Below are 14,776 nucleotides of genomic sequence, written 5' to 3' on the forward strand. Positions count from 1 at the left end.
GCGGCGCGCCGGCGTGCAGCGCGCGCGGGGTGTTAGCAGCAGACGCACGCGGCTGCTTGCTTGCGCGGGGATGCGGGATCGCTACACTGAAATCGTAAGGGTCTGATGGTCGTGTGACAGCAAGCGGCAGCGAGGTTGGTATGACGACGGCGATGGTGAAACAGGAACTGGCGGTGGCGTCCTTCAGCACGGTGTACGACCTCGAGCAGGTCGAGACGGCGCTGAGTGACCTGAACGAGAGCGCGAGCGACGCACTGCGCGCCACCTACGAGAGGATGCTCAAGACAGGCAATCTGCGCTTCTGCGTGAAGCCGAACCGGATGCCGTCGTTCGACGCGCTCGGCGAGGCATTGCCCAATTTCGCCGAGCCGCTCGACGACGTGCGCAAGCAGGTCGCGCTGTGCCTCGAAACGGACGACCGGCTCGAACTGATGCCGATCCTGCTGCTCGGGCCCCCGGGCATCGGCAAGACGCACTTTGCGAAGGCGCTCGCGCAACTGCTCGGCACCGCGTACCACTACGTGCCGATGAGTTCGCTGACGGCCGGCTGGATCCTGTCGGGCGCGTCGTCGCAATGGAAGAACGCGAAGCCGGGCAAGGTGTTCGATGCGCTCGTGAACGGCAGCTACGCGAACCCGGTGATCGCGGTCGACGAGATCGACAAGGCCGGCAGCGACGCGCAATACGATCCGCTCGGCGCGCTGTACGCGTTGCTCGAACACGACACCGCGCGCGCGTTCATCGACGAATTCGCGGAAGTGCCGATCGATGCGGGCAACGTGATCTGGATCGCGACCGCGAACGAGGCGCACGCGATTCCGGAGCCGCTGCTCAACCGGATGAACGTGTACGAGATCGAGCCGCCCGATGCGGCCGGCGCGCGCCGGATTGCGCAGACGATCTACGACGAGATCCGCACGTCGCATGCGTGGGGGCGGCGCTTCCCGGATACCCTCGGTGACGACGCGCTCGACGTGCTGGCCGCGACCCCGCCGCGCACGATGCGCCGCGCGCTGCTGCACGCATTCGGTGCCGCACGGCTCGACGGCCGCGATGCGATCGGGCCGCGCGACATCCGGGCCGACGAGGGCGCCGCGAAGCGCCGGCCGATCGGCTTCTGACCCGGCGGCGCGCGCACGGCGGCGGCATGCGCGCGCCGTGCCGCGCCGCGTGTCGTGCCGTGTGTCGTACGGTATGCACGGCGTCGTCGCGATACGTTGCACGACCTTCGGCAAGCGGGTGAACCGAGACGTACAATTCTCTTCTATCCCCTCGACGCGCTAGCGGCGCGAAACGTCATGGAGCAGATGGATTGTGTCGTGATCGGCGCGGGCGTCGTCGGTCTGGCGATTGCGCGCGAACTGGCCGCGCGCGGGCGTGAAACGCTCGTGCTCGAGGCCGCCGATGCGATCGGCACGGGTACGAGTTCACGCAACAGCGAAGTGATCCATGCGGGGCTCTACTATCCGCGCGGGTCGCTGAAGGCGATGTCGTGCGTGCACGGGCGCGACCTGCTGTACGAATTCTGCGAGACGCATCACGTGCCGCACCGGCGTGCCGGCAAGCTGCTCGTCGCGACGAGCGCCGCGCAGGTGAAGCAGCTGAAGGCAATCGCCGCGCGCGCGACCGAAAACGGCGTGCTCGACCTGATGCCGCTTACGCGCGCCGACGCGCAGACGCTCGAGCCCGCGCTCGAATGCGTCGAGGCGCTGTACTCGCCGTCCACCGGCATCGTCGACAGCCACCAGCTGATGCTCGCGCTGCTCGGCGACGCGGAGCGCGACGGCGCGGTGTGCGCACTGAAATCCCCGGTCGAATCGATCGACGTGCTGCGCGGCGGGCGTTTCGTCGTGCGCACGGGCGGCGACGCGCCGGCCGAGATCGAGGCCGCCTGCGTGATCAACAGCGCGGGCCTCGGCGCGCAGGCGCTGGCGCGTCGCACGCGCGGCCTCGACCCGCGCTGGGTGCCGCCGCTCTATCTTGCACGTGGCAACTATTTCAGCCTGTCGGGGCGTGCACCGTTCTCGCACCTGATCTACCCGATGCCCGACCGCGCGGGGCTCGGCGTGCACCTGACACTCGATCTCGGCGGGCAGGCGCGCTTCGGCCCGGACGTCGAATGGGTCGATGCGCTGCGCTACGAAGTCGATCCCGCGCGCGCGACCGCGTTCTACGCGTCGATTCGCGCGTTCTGGCCGGACTTGCCCGACGACGCGCTGCAGCCGGCGTACGCGGGCATCCGGCCGAAGGTCGCGGGGCCCGGCGAGCCGCCGGCCGATTTCATCGTGCAGGGCGTCGCGCAGCATGGCGTGCGCGGGCTCGTGAACCTGTTCGGCATCGAGTCGCCGGGGCTCACCGCGTCGCTAGCGCTCGCGCAGCGCGTGGGCGACATGGCGGCTTACCGCTGACGTGGCGAGGGTGTGGCGGGTGTGTGGCGGGTGCGTATCGGCCGTGTGGCGGCCGTGCGAAATTCCTTATCTCTGGAATTTCGGCGCGCACATTTATTCGCTTGAGCGTTATTCTGTCGAACGGCTGTCGCCAGAACAGCTTTCAAACCGATAACGTTGGAGCGAGTCCCCCATGAAAACATCCCGTCGGAGTTTCCTGATTACGAGCATTGGTGCCGTGTCCGCGCTGGCGCTGTCGCGCGAAGCGCTGGCCGATGCGCCGATGCTGTCGGAAACCGATCCGACCGCCGTGGCGCTCGGCTACAAGGCCGATGCCACCAAGGTCGACAAGACGAAGTACCCGAAATACGCAGCAGGCCAGGATTGCGCGGCCTGCATGCTGTACCAGGGCAAGAAGGGCTCGGCCTCGGGCCCGTGCGGCGCCTTCCCCGGCAAGCAGGTGTCGGCGAAGGGCTGGTGCAGCGCCTTCTCGAAGATGGGTTGAGGCCCGTGCGGCATCGTGCGATGCCGCATTGTGGCGAAAACCGCAAAACGCCCGCCGTCGAAAGATGGCGGGCGTTTTTTATTGCTTGAAAACGGTTCCGTCGCTTTCTACACTCGCTGCAAACCAGCGCGCCGCGGGCACCCCGCGCGCCGCGCCGCCCGACACGGCGAACTGACGAGGACGAGGCACGCATGGCGACGATTGCGAATTCAACGAAAACGATCCGGCCCGAGCGTGCGCTGAACCGGCGCGCCGTCGCGGCCGCCGTGATCGGCAATGCGCTCGAGTGGTACGACTTCACGGTGTTCGGCTTCATGACGGTCGTGATCGCCGAGCTGTTCTTCCCGACCTCCAGCGAATACTCGTCGCTGCTGCTGACCACCGCGACGTTCGGCGTCGCGTTCTTCATGCGCCCGATCGGCGGCATCGTGTTCGGGCTGTATGCGGATCGCGCGGGCCGCAAGGCCGCGCTGTCGCTCGTGATCCTGCTGATGACGGCCGGCATCTTCCTGCTCGCGATCGCGCCGCCCTATGCGGCGATCGGCATCGGCGGCCCGCTCCTGATCGTGCTCGGCCGGCTGCTGCAGGGCTTCTCCGCGGGCGGCGAATTCGGCAGTGCGACGGCGCTGCTGATCGAAGCCGCGCCGTTCTCGAAACGCGGCTTCTACGGCAGCTGGCAGATGGCGAGCCAGGCGGCCGCGCTGCTGATCGGCGCGCTCGTCGGCGCAGCCGTCACGCGCGGGCTGTCACACGATGCGCTGCGCAACTGGGGCTGGCGCGTGCCGTTCATCCTCGGGCTCGTGATCGGCCCGATCGGTTTCTACATCCGCCGCCATCTCGCCGATTCCGAAGCGTTCCTGCATGCGCAGCAGAACGCACGCCGCGCGACGCTTCGCGACGTGTTCACGCGCCACCCGCGCGAGGTGCTGTGCGGGCTCGGCTCGGTGATCGCGCTGACGGTGACGATCTACGTGCTGATCAGCTATCTGCCGACCTTCGCGGTGAAGCAGCTGAAGCTGCCCTACGCGGAATCGTTTTATGCGGTGATCGTCGGCAACCTGCTGCTGATGGTGCTGTCGCCGATCGCGGGTGCGTGGTCGGACCGCATCGGCCGCAAGGGGCTGTCGCTATGGTCGCTGGTGCTGACGCTCGTGCTGATGTATCCGCTGTTCGCGTGGCTCGATGCCGCGCCGAGCATCGCGCGGCTGATCGCGGTGCAGGCCGTGCTGTCGGTCACGCTCGCGGGCTACTACGGGCCGTTCGGCGCGATGATCGCCGAGCTGTTTCCGGCCAACGTGCGCTCGACCGGGTTGTCGATCGCGTACAACGTCGCGGTGATGCTGTTCGGCGGCTTCGGGCAGTTCATCGTCACGTGGCTGATCAAGGTCACGGGCACGCCGCTCGCGCCGACCTACTATGTGATGGCCGGGATCGCGCTGTCGATCGTCGCGGTCGCGTTCGTGCCCGCGCGCAGCGCCGACCTCGACGCACCGGCGTGACGACATGACGATTTGAAGGCAGTCATCGGATCGTTTCGCAAAACGCAATGATGTGCTGCAGAACACGATAAACGGTGCGTCGACCCTTCGCGTTCGCGCCCGAATTGTTTAGTCGTCGAACGAAACTTGCGCGAGATGAACGAAATTGTCGCTCGCGCGCGTTATCGCATTTTTTTACCCCCACTAAACATCGGCAAAAACCCGGCGGGCATCCAGAAGAGTTTTTTCTCCAGCTTGTTGCCACATCGTTAGCTCAAGTAATATCCGCGTACACCGGCCCCTGGCGGGGTTCGGTTCCGATCTGGAGACCTGGAGGAAACATGGAATACAACCGTCTGTTGCACACCCTGCGTGTTACCGCCATTGCAGGCGTGGCAGCGGCATCGCTCGGCGTCGCGGGCTCTGCATTCGCACAGATCCCGAACAAGACACTCGTCTACTGCTCAGAAGGCAGCCCGGCGGGTTTCGATTCCGCGCAATTTACGACCGGCGTCGATTTCACCGCCGCCACGTTCACCGTCTACAACCGCCTCGTCGAATTCGAGCGCGGCGGCACGAAGGTCGAGCCGGGCCTCGCCGAGAAGTGGGATGTGTCGTCAGACGGCAAGGTGTACACGTTCCACCTGCGCCACGGCGTGAAGTTCCACACGACCGACTTCTTCAAGCCGACGCGTGAATTCAACGCGGACGACGTGCTGTTCACGTTCGAGCGCATGCTCGACCCGAACCAGGCGTTCCGCAAGGCGTACCCGGTGTCGTTCCCGTACTTCACCGACATGGGCCTCGACAAGCTGATCACGAAGGTCGAGAAGGTCGATCCGTACACCGTGAAGTTCACGCTCGCCGAGCCGAATGCGCCGTTCATCCAGAACATGGCGATGGAATTCGCGTCGATCCTGTCGGCCGAATACGGCGACCAGCTGATGAAGGCAGGCAAGGCCGCCGACATCAACCAGAAGCCGATCGGCACGGGCCCGTTCATCTTCCGCAGCTACACGAAGGATGCGACGATCCGATTCGACGGCAATCCTGATTACTGGAAGAAGGGCGAAGTGAAGCTCTCGAAGCTGATCTTCTCGATCACGCCCGACCCGGGCGTGCGCGTGCAGAAGATCAAGCGCAACGAATGCCAGGTGATGAGCTATCCGCGTCCGGCCGACATCGCGACGCTGAAGGCCGATGCGGGCGTCGACATGCCGTCGCAGGCAGGCTTCAACCTTGGCTACCTCGCGTACAACGTCGAGCACAAGCCGGTCGACAAGCTCGAGGTGCGTCAGGCGCTCGACATGGCGATCAACAAGAAGGCGATCCTCGAGTCCGTCTACCAGGGCGCAGGCCAGGCTGCTTCCGCGCCGATGCCGCCGACCCAATGGTCGTACGACAAGAACCTGAAGATGGCGCCGAACGACACCGCGAAGGCGAAGGCGCTGCTCGCGAAGGCGGGCTTCCCGAACGGTTTCGAGATCACGCTGTGGGCGATGCCCGTGCAGCGCGCGTACAACCCGAACGCCCGCCTGATGGCCGAGATGATCCAGGCCGACTGGGCGAAGATCGGCGTGAAGGCGAAGATCGTCACGTACGAGTGGGGCGAGTACATCAAGCGCGCGCACTCGGGTGAGCAGGACACGATGCTGATCGGCTGGACGGGCGACAACGGCGATCCGGACAACTGGCTCGGCACGCTGCTCGGCTGCGACGCGATCAAGGGCAACAACTTCTCGCACTGGTGCTACAAGCCGTTCGACGATCTGGTCCAGAAGGGCCGCACGACGACGGGCCAGGACGCGCGCACGAAGCTCTACACGCAGGCTCAGCAGATCTTCGCGCAGCAGCTGCCGTTCTCGCCGATCGCGAACTCGACGGTCTACCAGCCGGTGCGCAAGACCGTGGTCGACATGCGTATCGAGCCGCTCGGCTATGCCCGCTTCGATGGTGTTGGCGTGAAGTAACACGCCCGGCGTAAGCTGTCGAGAAGACCGGCTAATTCATCCGGCGGCGGGAGGCCAAAAGCTTCCCGTCGCCGGTCGCACATTTCCCACAAGAAAATACGAGACGCATCATGTTCACATTCGTGTTGCGCCGCGTGGGCATGGTGATCCCGACTTTCATCGGCATCACCATCCTGGCGTTTGCGCTGATTCACCTGATACCGGGCGACCCCATCGAAGTGATGATGGGCGAGCGCGGCGTCGATCCCGCCATGCATGCGGAGGCGATGAAACGCCTCGGGCTCGACCAGCCGCTGCCCATGCAGTACCTCCACTACATCGGCCGCGCGATTCATGGCGATCTCGGCACGTCGATCATCACCAACACGAGCGTCGCGGGCGAGTTCTTCGCGCGCTTCCCGGCGACCGTCGAACTGTCGCTGTGCGCACTCGTGTTCGCGCTCGCGGTCGGGCTGCCGGCCGGCGTGATCGCCGCGTTGCGGCGCGGCTCGGTCATCGACCATGGCGTGATGGGCACCGCGCTCACCGGCTACTCGATGCCGATCTTCTGGTGGGGGCTGATCCTCATCATGGTGTTTTCGTCGTACCTCGGCTGGACGCCCGTGTCGGGGCGCATCGCCGTCGAATACGACTTCCCGCACCCGACGGGCTTCATGCTGATCGACGCGCTGCTCGCGCCGGATGAAGGTTCGTTCAAGTCGGCGGTCAGCCACCTGATCCTGCCCGCGATCGTGCTCGGCACGATCCCGCTCGCGGTGATCGCGCGGATGACGCGTTCGTCGATGCTCGAAGTGCTGCGCGAGGACTACATCCGCACCGCACGCGCGAAGGGGCTGTCGCCCGCGCGCGTGGTGGTCGTGCATGCGCTGCGCAACGCGCTGATCCCGGTCGTCACCGTGATCGGCCTGCAGATCGGCACGCTGCTCGCGGGCGCCGTGCTGACCGAGACGCTCTTTTCGTGGCCCGGTGTCGGCAAGTGGCTGATCGATGCGATCGGCCGCCGCGACTATCCGGTCGTCCAGGGCGGCATCCTGTTGATCGCGACGCTCGTGATCGTCGTGAACCTGGTCGTCGACCTGCTGTACGGCGTGCTGAATCCGCGCATCCGCCACACGAGGTAATCCCATGAGCAATCTGCAAAATACCCTGCCGACCGAATCCGCGCCGGCCGGCGGCCGTGCGCTCGCGCTGCGCGAGTTCTGGGCCAATTTCTCGCGCAACCGCGGTGCGGTCGGCGCCGGCATCGTCGTGATCGTGCTGATCCTGGTCGCGCTGCTCGCCCCGCTGCTCGCGCCGCACAGCCCGGCCGAGCAATACCGCGACTTCGTGAAGATCCCGCCCGCCTGGCTCGACGGCGGCAACTGGAAATTCATCCTCGGCACCGACGAAGCGGGCCGCGACATTCTTTCGCGCCTGATGTACGGCGCGCGGATGTCGTTCTGGATCGGCTTCGTGTCGGTCGTGCTCGCGCTGATCCCCGGCATCGTGCTCGGGCTCGTCGCCGCGTTCTTCCAGAAATGGGCCGACACGCCGGTGATGCGCATCATGGACGTGCTGCTCGCGCTGCCGTCGCTGCTGCTCGCGGTCGCGGTCGTCGCGATCATCGGCCCGGGCCTCACCAACACGATGTTCGCGATCGCGATCGTCGCGCTGCCGGCTTACGTGCGTCTCACGCGCGCATCGGCGCTCGGCGAGCTGCAGAAGGAGTACGTGACGGCGTCGCGCGTGGCCGGTGCCGGCACGCTGCGCCTGATGTTCTCGCAGGTGCTGCCGAACTGTACGGCGCCGCTGATCGTCCAGGCGACGCTCGGCTTCTCGTCGGCCATCCTCGACGCGGCCGCGCTCGGCTTCCTCGGCCTCGGCGTGCAACCGCCGACCGCCGAGTGGGGCGCGATGCTGGCCTCCGCGCGCGACTACATCGACAACGCATGGTGGATCGTGACGATGCCCGGCCTGTCGATCCTGATTTCGGTGCTCGCGATCAACCTGCTCGGCGACGGGCTGCGCGACGCGCTCGATCCCAAACTGAAACGGATGGCCTGACCATGAGCCAAGATCTTCTGACCATCCGCAATCTCGCGGTGAACTTCAATGGCCTGCCCGCGGTCGACCGGATCAACCTGTCGATCGCGCCGGGCGAGGTGGTGGGCGTCGTCGGCGAATCGGGCTCGGGCAAGAGCGTGACGATGATGGCGCTGATGGGCCTGATCGATGCGCCGGGCAAGGTGACGGCCGATGAAGTCACGTTCAACGGCGTCGACCTGCTGAAGGCGTCGCCGAAGGCGCGCCGCAAGATCGTCGGCAAGGACATCGCGATGGTGTTCCAGGATGCGCTGACGAGCCTGAACCCGAGCTACACGGTCGGCTACCAGATCAAGGAGGTGCTGAAGCTGCACGAAGGGCTGCGCGGCGACGCGCTGCACCGGCGCGCGCTCGAGCTGCTCGACCAGGTCGGCATTCCCGATGCGAAGAACCGCATCGCGTCGTTCCCGCACCAGATGTCGGGCGGGATGAACCAGCGCGTGATGATCGCGATGGCGGTGGCGTGCAACCCGAAGCTGCTGATTGCCGACGAGCCGACCACCGCGCTCGACGTGACGATCCAGGCGCAGATCATGGATCTGCTCGTGAAGCTGCAGAAGGAGCGCGGGATGGCGCTCGTGCTGATCTCGCACGACCTGGCCGTGGTGTCGGAGGTCGCGCAGCGCGTCGCGGTGATGTACGCGGGCGAGGTGATCGAGACCAACCGCGTGCCCGACATCTTCCGCGCGCCGCACCATCCGTACACGGAAGCGCTGCTCGCGGCGATTCCCGAGCACAATAAGGGGGCGCGTCGCCTTGCCGCATTGCCCGGCATGGTGCCGGGCCGCGATGATCGCCCGTCCGGGTGCCTGTTCGCGCCGCGCTGCAAGTACGTCGTCGACGACTGCCGCAAGGCGCGGCCGGCGCTCGACACGCTGGTGTCCGGCAACGATGCGATGCGCGCACGCTGCATCAAGCCGCTCAACGTTTCCAACCTCGACCTGACGGGAGGTGCACGATGAATGCAGTCAATCAAGCGCGTGCCACTTCGCACGACGAGGAAGCCGTACTGGTGGCCGACGGCCTCGCGAAGCACTATTCGGTGAAGCGCGGGATGTTCGGGCAGGGCACGGTGAAGGCGCTGAACGGCGTGTCGTTCTCGCTGAAGCGCGGCAAGACGCTCGCCGTCGTCGGCGAATCGGGCTGCGGGAAGTCGACGCTCGCGCGCCAGCTCACGATGATCGAGACGCCCACTTCGGGCAGCCTGACGATCGACGGCAAGAACGTCGCCGGCGCAAGCCGCGAGACGGTCGCCGACCTGCGCCGCCGCGTGCAGATGGTGTTCCAGAACCCGTTCGCGTCGCTGAACCCGCGCAAGACCGTCGAGCAGACGCTTGCCGAGCCGCTCGAGATCAACGCGAACCTGACGGCCACCGAACGCGCGCAGCGCATCGCGCAGATCATGCGCACGGTCGGCCTGCGGCCCGAGCACGCGAAGCGCTATCCGCACATGTTTTCGGGCGGCCAGCGCCAGCGCGTCGCGATTGCGCGTGCGATGATCCTCGATCCGCGCATCGTCGTCGCCGACGAGCCGGTGTCCGCGCTCGACGTGTCGATCCAGGCGCAGATCCTGAACCTGTTCATGGATCTGCAGGAGCAGTTCAAGACCAGCTACGTGTTCATCTCGCACAACCTCGCGGTGGTCGAGCACGTCGCGGACGACGTGATGGTGATGTACTTCGGCAGCGTCGCCGAGCTCGGCGACAAGGCGACGATCTACGCACGGCCGCGCCATCCGTACACGCGCGCGCTGATGTCGGCGACACCGGCGATCTTCGAGGAAGACCGCCGCGTGCAGATCAAGCTGCAGGGCGAACTGCCGTCGCCACTCAATCCGCCGTCGGGCTGCGCGTTCCACCAGCGCTGCCCGTATGCGGTCGAGCGCTGTCGTGCGGAGGAGCCGCAGCTGCGTGAGGTCGACGGCCGGCGCGTGGCCTGCCATCGGGCCGAGGAGGTAGGGGAGGCGAATGCCTGAAGCGTTGGCGGCGCGCGCGTCCGGCGTGCGCCGTGCGGGGGCAAGCAGCGCGCGCGTGATGCGCGCGTACCGCTACGCGCGGCGCTGGAGCGTGCGTACCGTCACGGGCGCGGCGCTGGCCGGCGCGTGCGTGGCGGCCAGCCTCGTGGTTCCCGTCGAATCCGCGCGCGCCGAAGGGCGCGCGCCGGCCACGTCACCGATCCATCCGTCGCAAGTCCCGCCGCCCGGCATGAGCCTGCCGGGCTTCCACGCACCCGCCGTGTCGGACGGCACGGTATCGCGCGGCACCGTGCGTGTGCAGCCCGCGCGCATGCCGTTCTACGTCGCGACCAAGGGCAAGGTCACGCTCTACGTGCTCGGCACGCTGCACACCGGCGACCCGTCCGATTACCCGAGCGCGCAGCCGTTCCGGCCGCGCATCCTCGCGGCGCTCGCCGCGTCGCCCACACTGGCGCTCGAGCTGTCGCCCGACGACCTGCTCGAATCGCAGGACGACGTGTCGAAGTACGGCGTCTGCCGCTACCCGTGCCTGCAGCGCCTGCTGCCGGAGCCGCTGTGGCTGCGGCTCGCGGCGCGCCTGCACGGCAATCCGGCCGCGCTCGCCGAGATCCGCAAGATGCGGCCGTGGCTCGCGGCGCTCGTCGTCGAGACCTACGATTCGCTGTCGGCCGGCCTGCAGACCGAGTACGGCACCGAGGCGCAGCTGCAGAACGTGTTCCTGAAGAAGAAGGGCGGCCGCGTGATCGGGCTCGAGACGCTCGCCGAACAGATGCGCGCGTTCACCGGGCTGACGCTGGCCGAGCAGCGCGAGATGCTCGCGCAGGACATGGTGCAGACGCCCGCGCAGAACGCCGACGACATCAAGGCGCTGCATCGACTGTGGCGAATTGGCGACGCCGATGCGATCTCGGCATGGGCGGTCGCGAAGAGCGAGCGGCTCGCGCGTTCGAAGGCGTTGTCGGCGTCGATCGACAACAAGATCGTGTACGAGCGCAACCGCCGCTTCGTTGCACGGATGACGGCAATCGCCGCACCGAACCGGCCGCTGTTCGTCGCGATCGGCGCGCTGCATCTGGGCGGCCCGCGCGGCGTGCTCGAATTGTTGCGTCAACAAGGTTACAGCGTCGACGCGAACTGAACGTCGCCGTCGCGCCCGAACCGTTCCTCCCCTGTTTGATCGACGTCGCGCGAACGGCGTCAAACGCCCGTATGGGCACGCTATCCGATAAGGAAAACCCTCGATTCGTCGGAAAATAGCGTTTCAAACGATTGACATCCCGATCTGCCAATATCTATTCTTCGATCCACAAGTTGAAAAAATGAAAAGAATAGAAAAAGTTCTACGGGGTAGCAGAAAATAAAGCGCGGGGTTAGCGCGTTGCCGGCACGTGATGCACGTGCCGGCCGCGAAAGTGTCTGCATGTACGGCGGGGCCAATCATCGTCGGACAACAACAAGGCATGCAGGCCGACTTGCGGGATAAGCAACGTTCCGTCGTCCCACCGGGGAAAGGCAGTAATCGGGCGGCGGCGGACGTTTTTTAATCCGGAAGATGTTTCCGGTCACCGTCGCAAGACGGTTTCGGGGGGCGAGAATCGACAGACGGCGAAGCCGCAGCGATTGCGCCAACGGAAAAGCGCCACGAGGGCGCTTTTTTCTTTTGTGCGACGGATTGCGCGCCCGCCCGCGCGGTGGGCCGGATCAGGCGCGTTCGTCGGCCTGCAGCAGGCCGGGCGCGACCACGTCGACGCCCACCGCCTCGAGCGCGGCGCGAATCCGTTTCGCGAACGCCAGCGCATGCGGCCCGTCGCCGTGCAGGCAGACGGTCTGCGCATTGAGCATCACCCATTCGCCGCCAATCGCGCGTACCTGCCGGCTGCGCACCATGTCCAGCGTGCGCGCGATCATCGTGTCCTCGTCGTCGACGAGCGCGCCGGGCTGGTTGCGCGGCACGAGCGAGCCGTCCGCGCGGTAGCCGCGATCGGCGAACACTTCTTCCACCGCGGCGAGCCCCGCGTGCCGCGCGGCCGCGACGAACACGCTGTTCGCGAGCCCGAACACCGCGAGCGACGGATCGAAATCGCGGATCGCGGACACCACCGCATCGGCGATCATCGGATCGCGCGCGGCCTGGTTGTAGAGCGCGCCGTGGGGCTTCACGTGCGCGATGCGTCCGCCCTCGGCCTGCGCGATCGCCGACAGCGCGCCGAGCTGGTACAGCACGCCCGCATAGATGTCGCCGGCCGGCAGCTGCATTTCCTTGCGGCCGAAATTCTCCGGATCGTGAAAGCTCGGATGCGCGCCGATCGCCACGCCTTTCTGCACGGCCCAGCGCACGCAGTCGCGCATCGCGTTCGCACCGCCCGCATGCCACCCGCATGCGATGTTCGCGGACGTCACGAGGTCGAGCAGCGCCTCGTCCGAACCGCATCCTTCGCCGAGATCGGCATTCAGATCGATTTCCATGATGTTCCTCGTCCACTGATTACGTGGCCCGTCTTCTCTACTGCACCCTCTATTGTCACGCCGCGCGCGATTCGGCGCGGCGGCGCGCTTCCTCGCGCATGTCGATCGCCACGTCGATCTGCCGCAGATAGGCACGTTCTGCGGTCAGGGCGGCGCGCGCGGCGTCGGGTGTCGTGCGCACGAAGCGGATCGGCAGGTTGAGCCGCGCCTGCGCGAGTTTCCACAGGTCCGCACGGATCACCGTGCCGATCTTCGGGTAGCCGCCGGTGGTCTGCGCGTCGTGCATCAGCACGATCGGCTGGCCGTTCGGCGGCACCTGGATCGTGCCGGGCAGCACCGCGTGCGACAGCAGCTCGGCCGGCCGCTCGCGCACGAGTTCGACGCCGGCAAGCCGATAGCCCATGCGGTTGCTGTTCGCCGTGACAAGCCATTCTTCATCCCAGAGCGCCTGCTGCGAATCGGCGGCGAACGACGCGTAGTCGGGGCCCGGCAGCACGCGCACGGGCATCGCCCACGGTGCATGCGCCGGGCGGTGCCGGCGCGGCGGCTCGTCGACACGCGCGAACGCGCACCACGCTGGCGCCTTGACGCCGAATTCGGGCGCATCGGCCGAGAGGCAACCTATCCCGGCCGGAAGCACGCCGACCGGGAGGCGATCGCCGTCGCGCAGCGCGCGCCCGCCGAGGCCGCCGAAACGCGATGCAAGATCGGTGCTGCGCGAGCCGAGCATCGGTAGCACGTCGATGCCGCCGGCGATGCACAGGTAGCCGCGCATCCCGCGTTTCGCGGCCGGCAGCACGAGCGTCTGCCCGGCCTCGACCGGCAGGCTCCACCATGAATATACGCGCTGGCCGTCGAGCGTGGCACCGAACTCGGTGCCGGTGATCGCGATGCGGGTCGCGCGCGGGAAGCGGAAGGCGGCCGGGCCGATCGTGATCTCGACGGCCGCCGCGTCGGGGCGGTTGCCGACCAGCCGGTTGCCGACCTCGAGCGCGAGGCCGTCGAGCGCGCCGCCCTGCGCGACGCCGAGATGGCGCGTGCCGTGGCGCCCGAGATCCTGCACGGTCGACAGCGGGCCGGCTCGCACCACCTCGATGGTGCCCGGTGCGTTGCTCTGGGTCATCGTGCGTCGACTCCCGCAATGGTGAAGCGCACGCGGTCGCCGGGCAGCAGCAGCGTCGGCTGCGGCCGCGCCGGATCGAACAGCACGTGCGACGTGCGGCCGATCAGTTGCCAGCCGCCGGGCGACGTGGCCGGGTAGATGCCCGTCTGTGCGCCGCCGATGCCGACCGAGCCGGCCGGCACCTCGAGGCGCGGCGCCGCGCGGCGCGGCGTATGCAGCGCGGCGTCGAGCCCGCCGAGATACGCGAAGCCCGGCTGGAAGCCGACGAAGAACACGACGTAGGCGCCGGCCGCGTGGCGCGCGACGACCTCGTCGGCCGACAGGCCGGTATGCGCGGCGACGGCCGGAAGATCGGGGCCGGCGGCGCCGCCGTACTCGACCGGGATCTCGACCTCGCGGCCGTCCGCGTGCTCGACGTCGGCGGTTTCCCACGCGTCGCGCAGCGCCGGCGTGAGCGACTCGGCCGTCGTGGCGAGCGCGTCGAACACGATCGTCAGGTTGTTCATGCCGGGCACGACGTCGATCACGTCGGGCCACGCGCGCGCGGTCTCGGCAACGGCCCAGACGCGGCGCTGGCAATCGAGCGTGGCGGGCGGCGGCACCTCGCAGACGAGGGCGGCATCGCCGAGCGGATAAATGCGGGGTTGCGTCATCGGACTGGCACGGTTCGGACGGCAATGTTAGCGCACATTGTCAATAAATTATCGACAACTTCCCAATAAGCGTTTTCGCCTAGCTCGTATGTCGGGGCTTCTGGCGTACACTCGGCACACCCTGTCATCCGGCTTGC

13 protein-coding genes are annotated in these 14,776 nt (G+C 67.2%); 10 read left to right on the plus strand and 3 right to left on the minus strand.

All coding sequences use genetic code 11. From position 1 onward, the window contains the following. Nucleotides 1-140 precede the first annotated feature (140 nt). The 10 genes from LGN19_RS36485 to LGN19_RS36530 all read left to right on the plus strand — a co-directional run bounded on the left by LGN19_RS36485 (nt 141) and on the right by LGN19_RS36530 (nt 11,535). The gene (locus LGN19_RS36485) at nt 141-1,121 is read left to right on the plus strand and encodes an AAA family ATPase (RefSeq protein WP_043184670.1); all 981 of its coding nucleotides are present in this window, start codon (nt 141-143) and stop codon (nt 1,119-1,121) included. A gap of 177 nt (nt 1,122-1,298) precedes the next feature. Further along, complete coding sequence (locus LGN19_RS36490; protein ID WP_122946478.1) at nt 1,299-2,408, plus strand: NAD(P)/FAD-dependent oxidoreductase; 1,110 nt, start codon at nt 1,299-1,301, stop codon at nt 2,406-2,408. A 172-nt stretch (nt 2,409-2,580) separates the two neighbouring features. Then, entirely contained in the window at nt 2,581-2,892 is a 312-nt protein-coding gene (locus LGN19_RS36495; RefSeq protein ID WP_021163765.1) for a high-potential iron-sulfur protein, read from the plus strand. 191 nt (nt 2,893-3,083) lie between these two features. Then, nucleotides 3,084-4,391 carry an MFS transporter gene (locus LGN19_RS36500; protein WP_122946477.1) on the plus strand — a complete coding sequence of 436 codons (1,308 nt, stop codon included), beginning with the start codon at nt 3,084-3,086 and terminating at the stop codon, nt 4,389-4,391. 320 nt (nt 4,392-4,711) lie between these two features. After that, a complete protein-coding gene (locus LGN19_RS36505) occupies nt 4,712-6,340 on the plus strand; it encodes an ABC transporter substrate-binding protein (RefSeq protein WP_226219924.1) in 1,629 nt (542 codons plus the stop codon). 110 nt (nt 6,341-6,450) lie between these two features. Next, the gene (locus LGN19_RS36510) at nt 6,451-7,461 is read left to right on the plus strand and encodes an ABC transporter permease subunit (RefSeq protein WP_122946475.1); all 1,011 of its coding nucleotides are present in this window, start codon (nt 6,451-6,453) and stop codon (nt 7,459-7,461) included. 4 nt (nt 7,462-7,465) lie between these two features. Then, nucleotides 7,466-8,383 carry an ABC transporter permease subunit gene (locus LGN19_RS36515; protein WP_122946474.1) on the plus strand — a complete coding sequence of 306 codons (918 nt, stop codon included), beginning with the start codon at nt 7,466-7,468 and terminating at the stop codon, nt 8,381-8,383. Between the two features lie 2 nt (nt 8,384-8,385). Beyond that, a complete protein-coding gene (locus tag LGN19_RS36520) occupies nt 8,386-9,384 on the plus strand; it encodes an ABC transporter ATP-binding protein (protein WP_085041880.1) in 999 nt (332 codons plus the stop codon). Beyond that, on the plus strand, nt 9,381-10,397 hold the full coding sequence (locus tag LGN19_RS36525; RefSeq protein ID WP_226219925.1) for a peptide ABC transporter ATP-binding protein: 1,017 nt from the start codon (nt 9,381-9,383) through the stop codon (nt 10,395-10,397). The genes LGN19_RS36520 and LGN19_RS36525 overlap by 4 nt, the downstream gene beginning before the upstream one ends. Continuing rightward, complete coding sequence (locus LGN19_RS36530) at nt 10,390-11,535, plus strand: TraB/GumN family protein (RefSeq protein ID WP_122946471.1); 1,146 nt, start codon at nt 10,390-10,392, stop codon at nt 11,533-11,535. The genes LGN19_RS36525 and LGN19_RS36530 overlap by 8 nt, the downstream gene beginning before the upstream one ends. A gap of 563 nt (nt 11,536-12,098) precedes the next feature. Here the strand turns inward: LGN19_RS36530 and pxpA are convergent. The 3 genes from pxpA to pxpB are packed head-to-tail and all read right to left on the minus strand — an operon-like array spanning nt 12,099 to nt 14,639. After that, entirely contained in the window at nt 12,099-12,863 is a 765-nt protein-coding gene (gene pxpA, locus LGN19_RS36535; RefSeq protein WP_226219926.1) for a 5-oxoprolinase subunit PxpA, read from the minus strand. 55 nt (nt 12,864-12,918) lie between these two features. Then, entirely contained in the window at nt 12,919-13,986 is a 1,068-nt protein-coding gene (locus tag LGN19_RS36540) for a biotin-dependent carboxyltransferase family protein (protein ID WP_122946470.1), read from the minus strand. Further along, nucleotides 13,983-14,639, minus strand: coding sequence for a 5-oxoprolinase subunit PxpB (gene pxpB / locus LGN19_RS36545; RefSeq protein WP_174963055.1), 657 nt, complete (start codon nt 14,637-14,639; stop codon nt 13,983-13,985). The genes LGN19_RS36540 and pxpB overlap by 4 nt, the downstream gene beginning before the upstream one ends. Between the last annotated feature and the right edge of the window lie 137 nt (nt 14,640-14,776).

This window comes from Burkholderia sp. AU30198, from assembly GCF_020419825.1.
Lineage (GTDB): Bacteria > Pseudomonadota > Gammaproteobacteria > Burkholderiales > Burkholderiaceae > Burkholderia.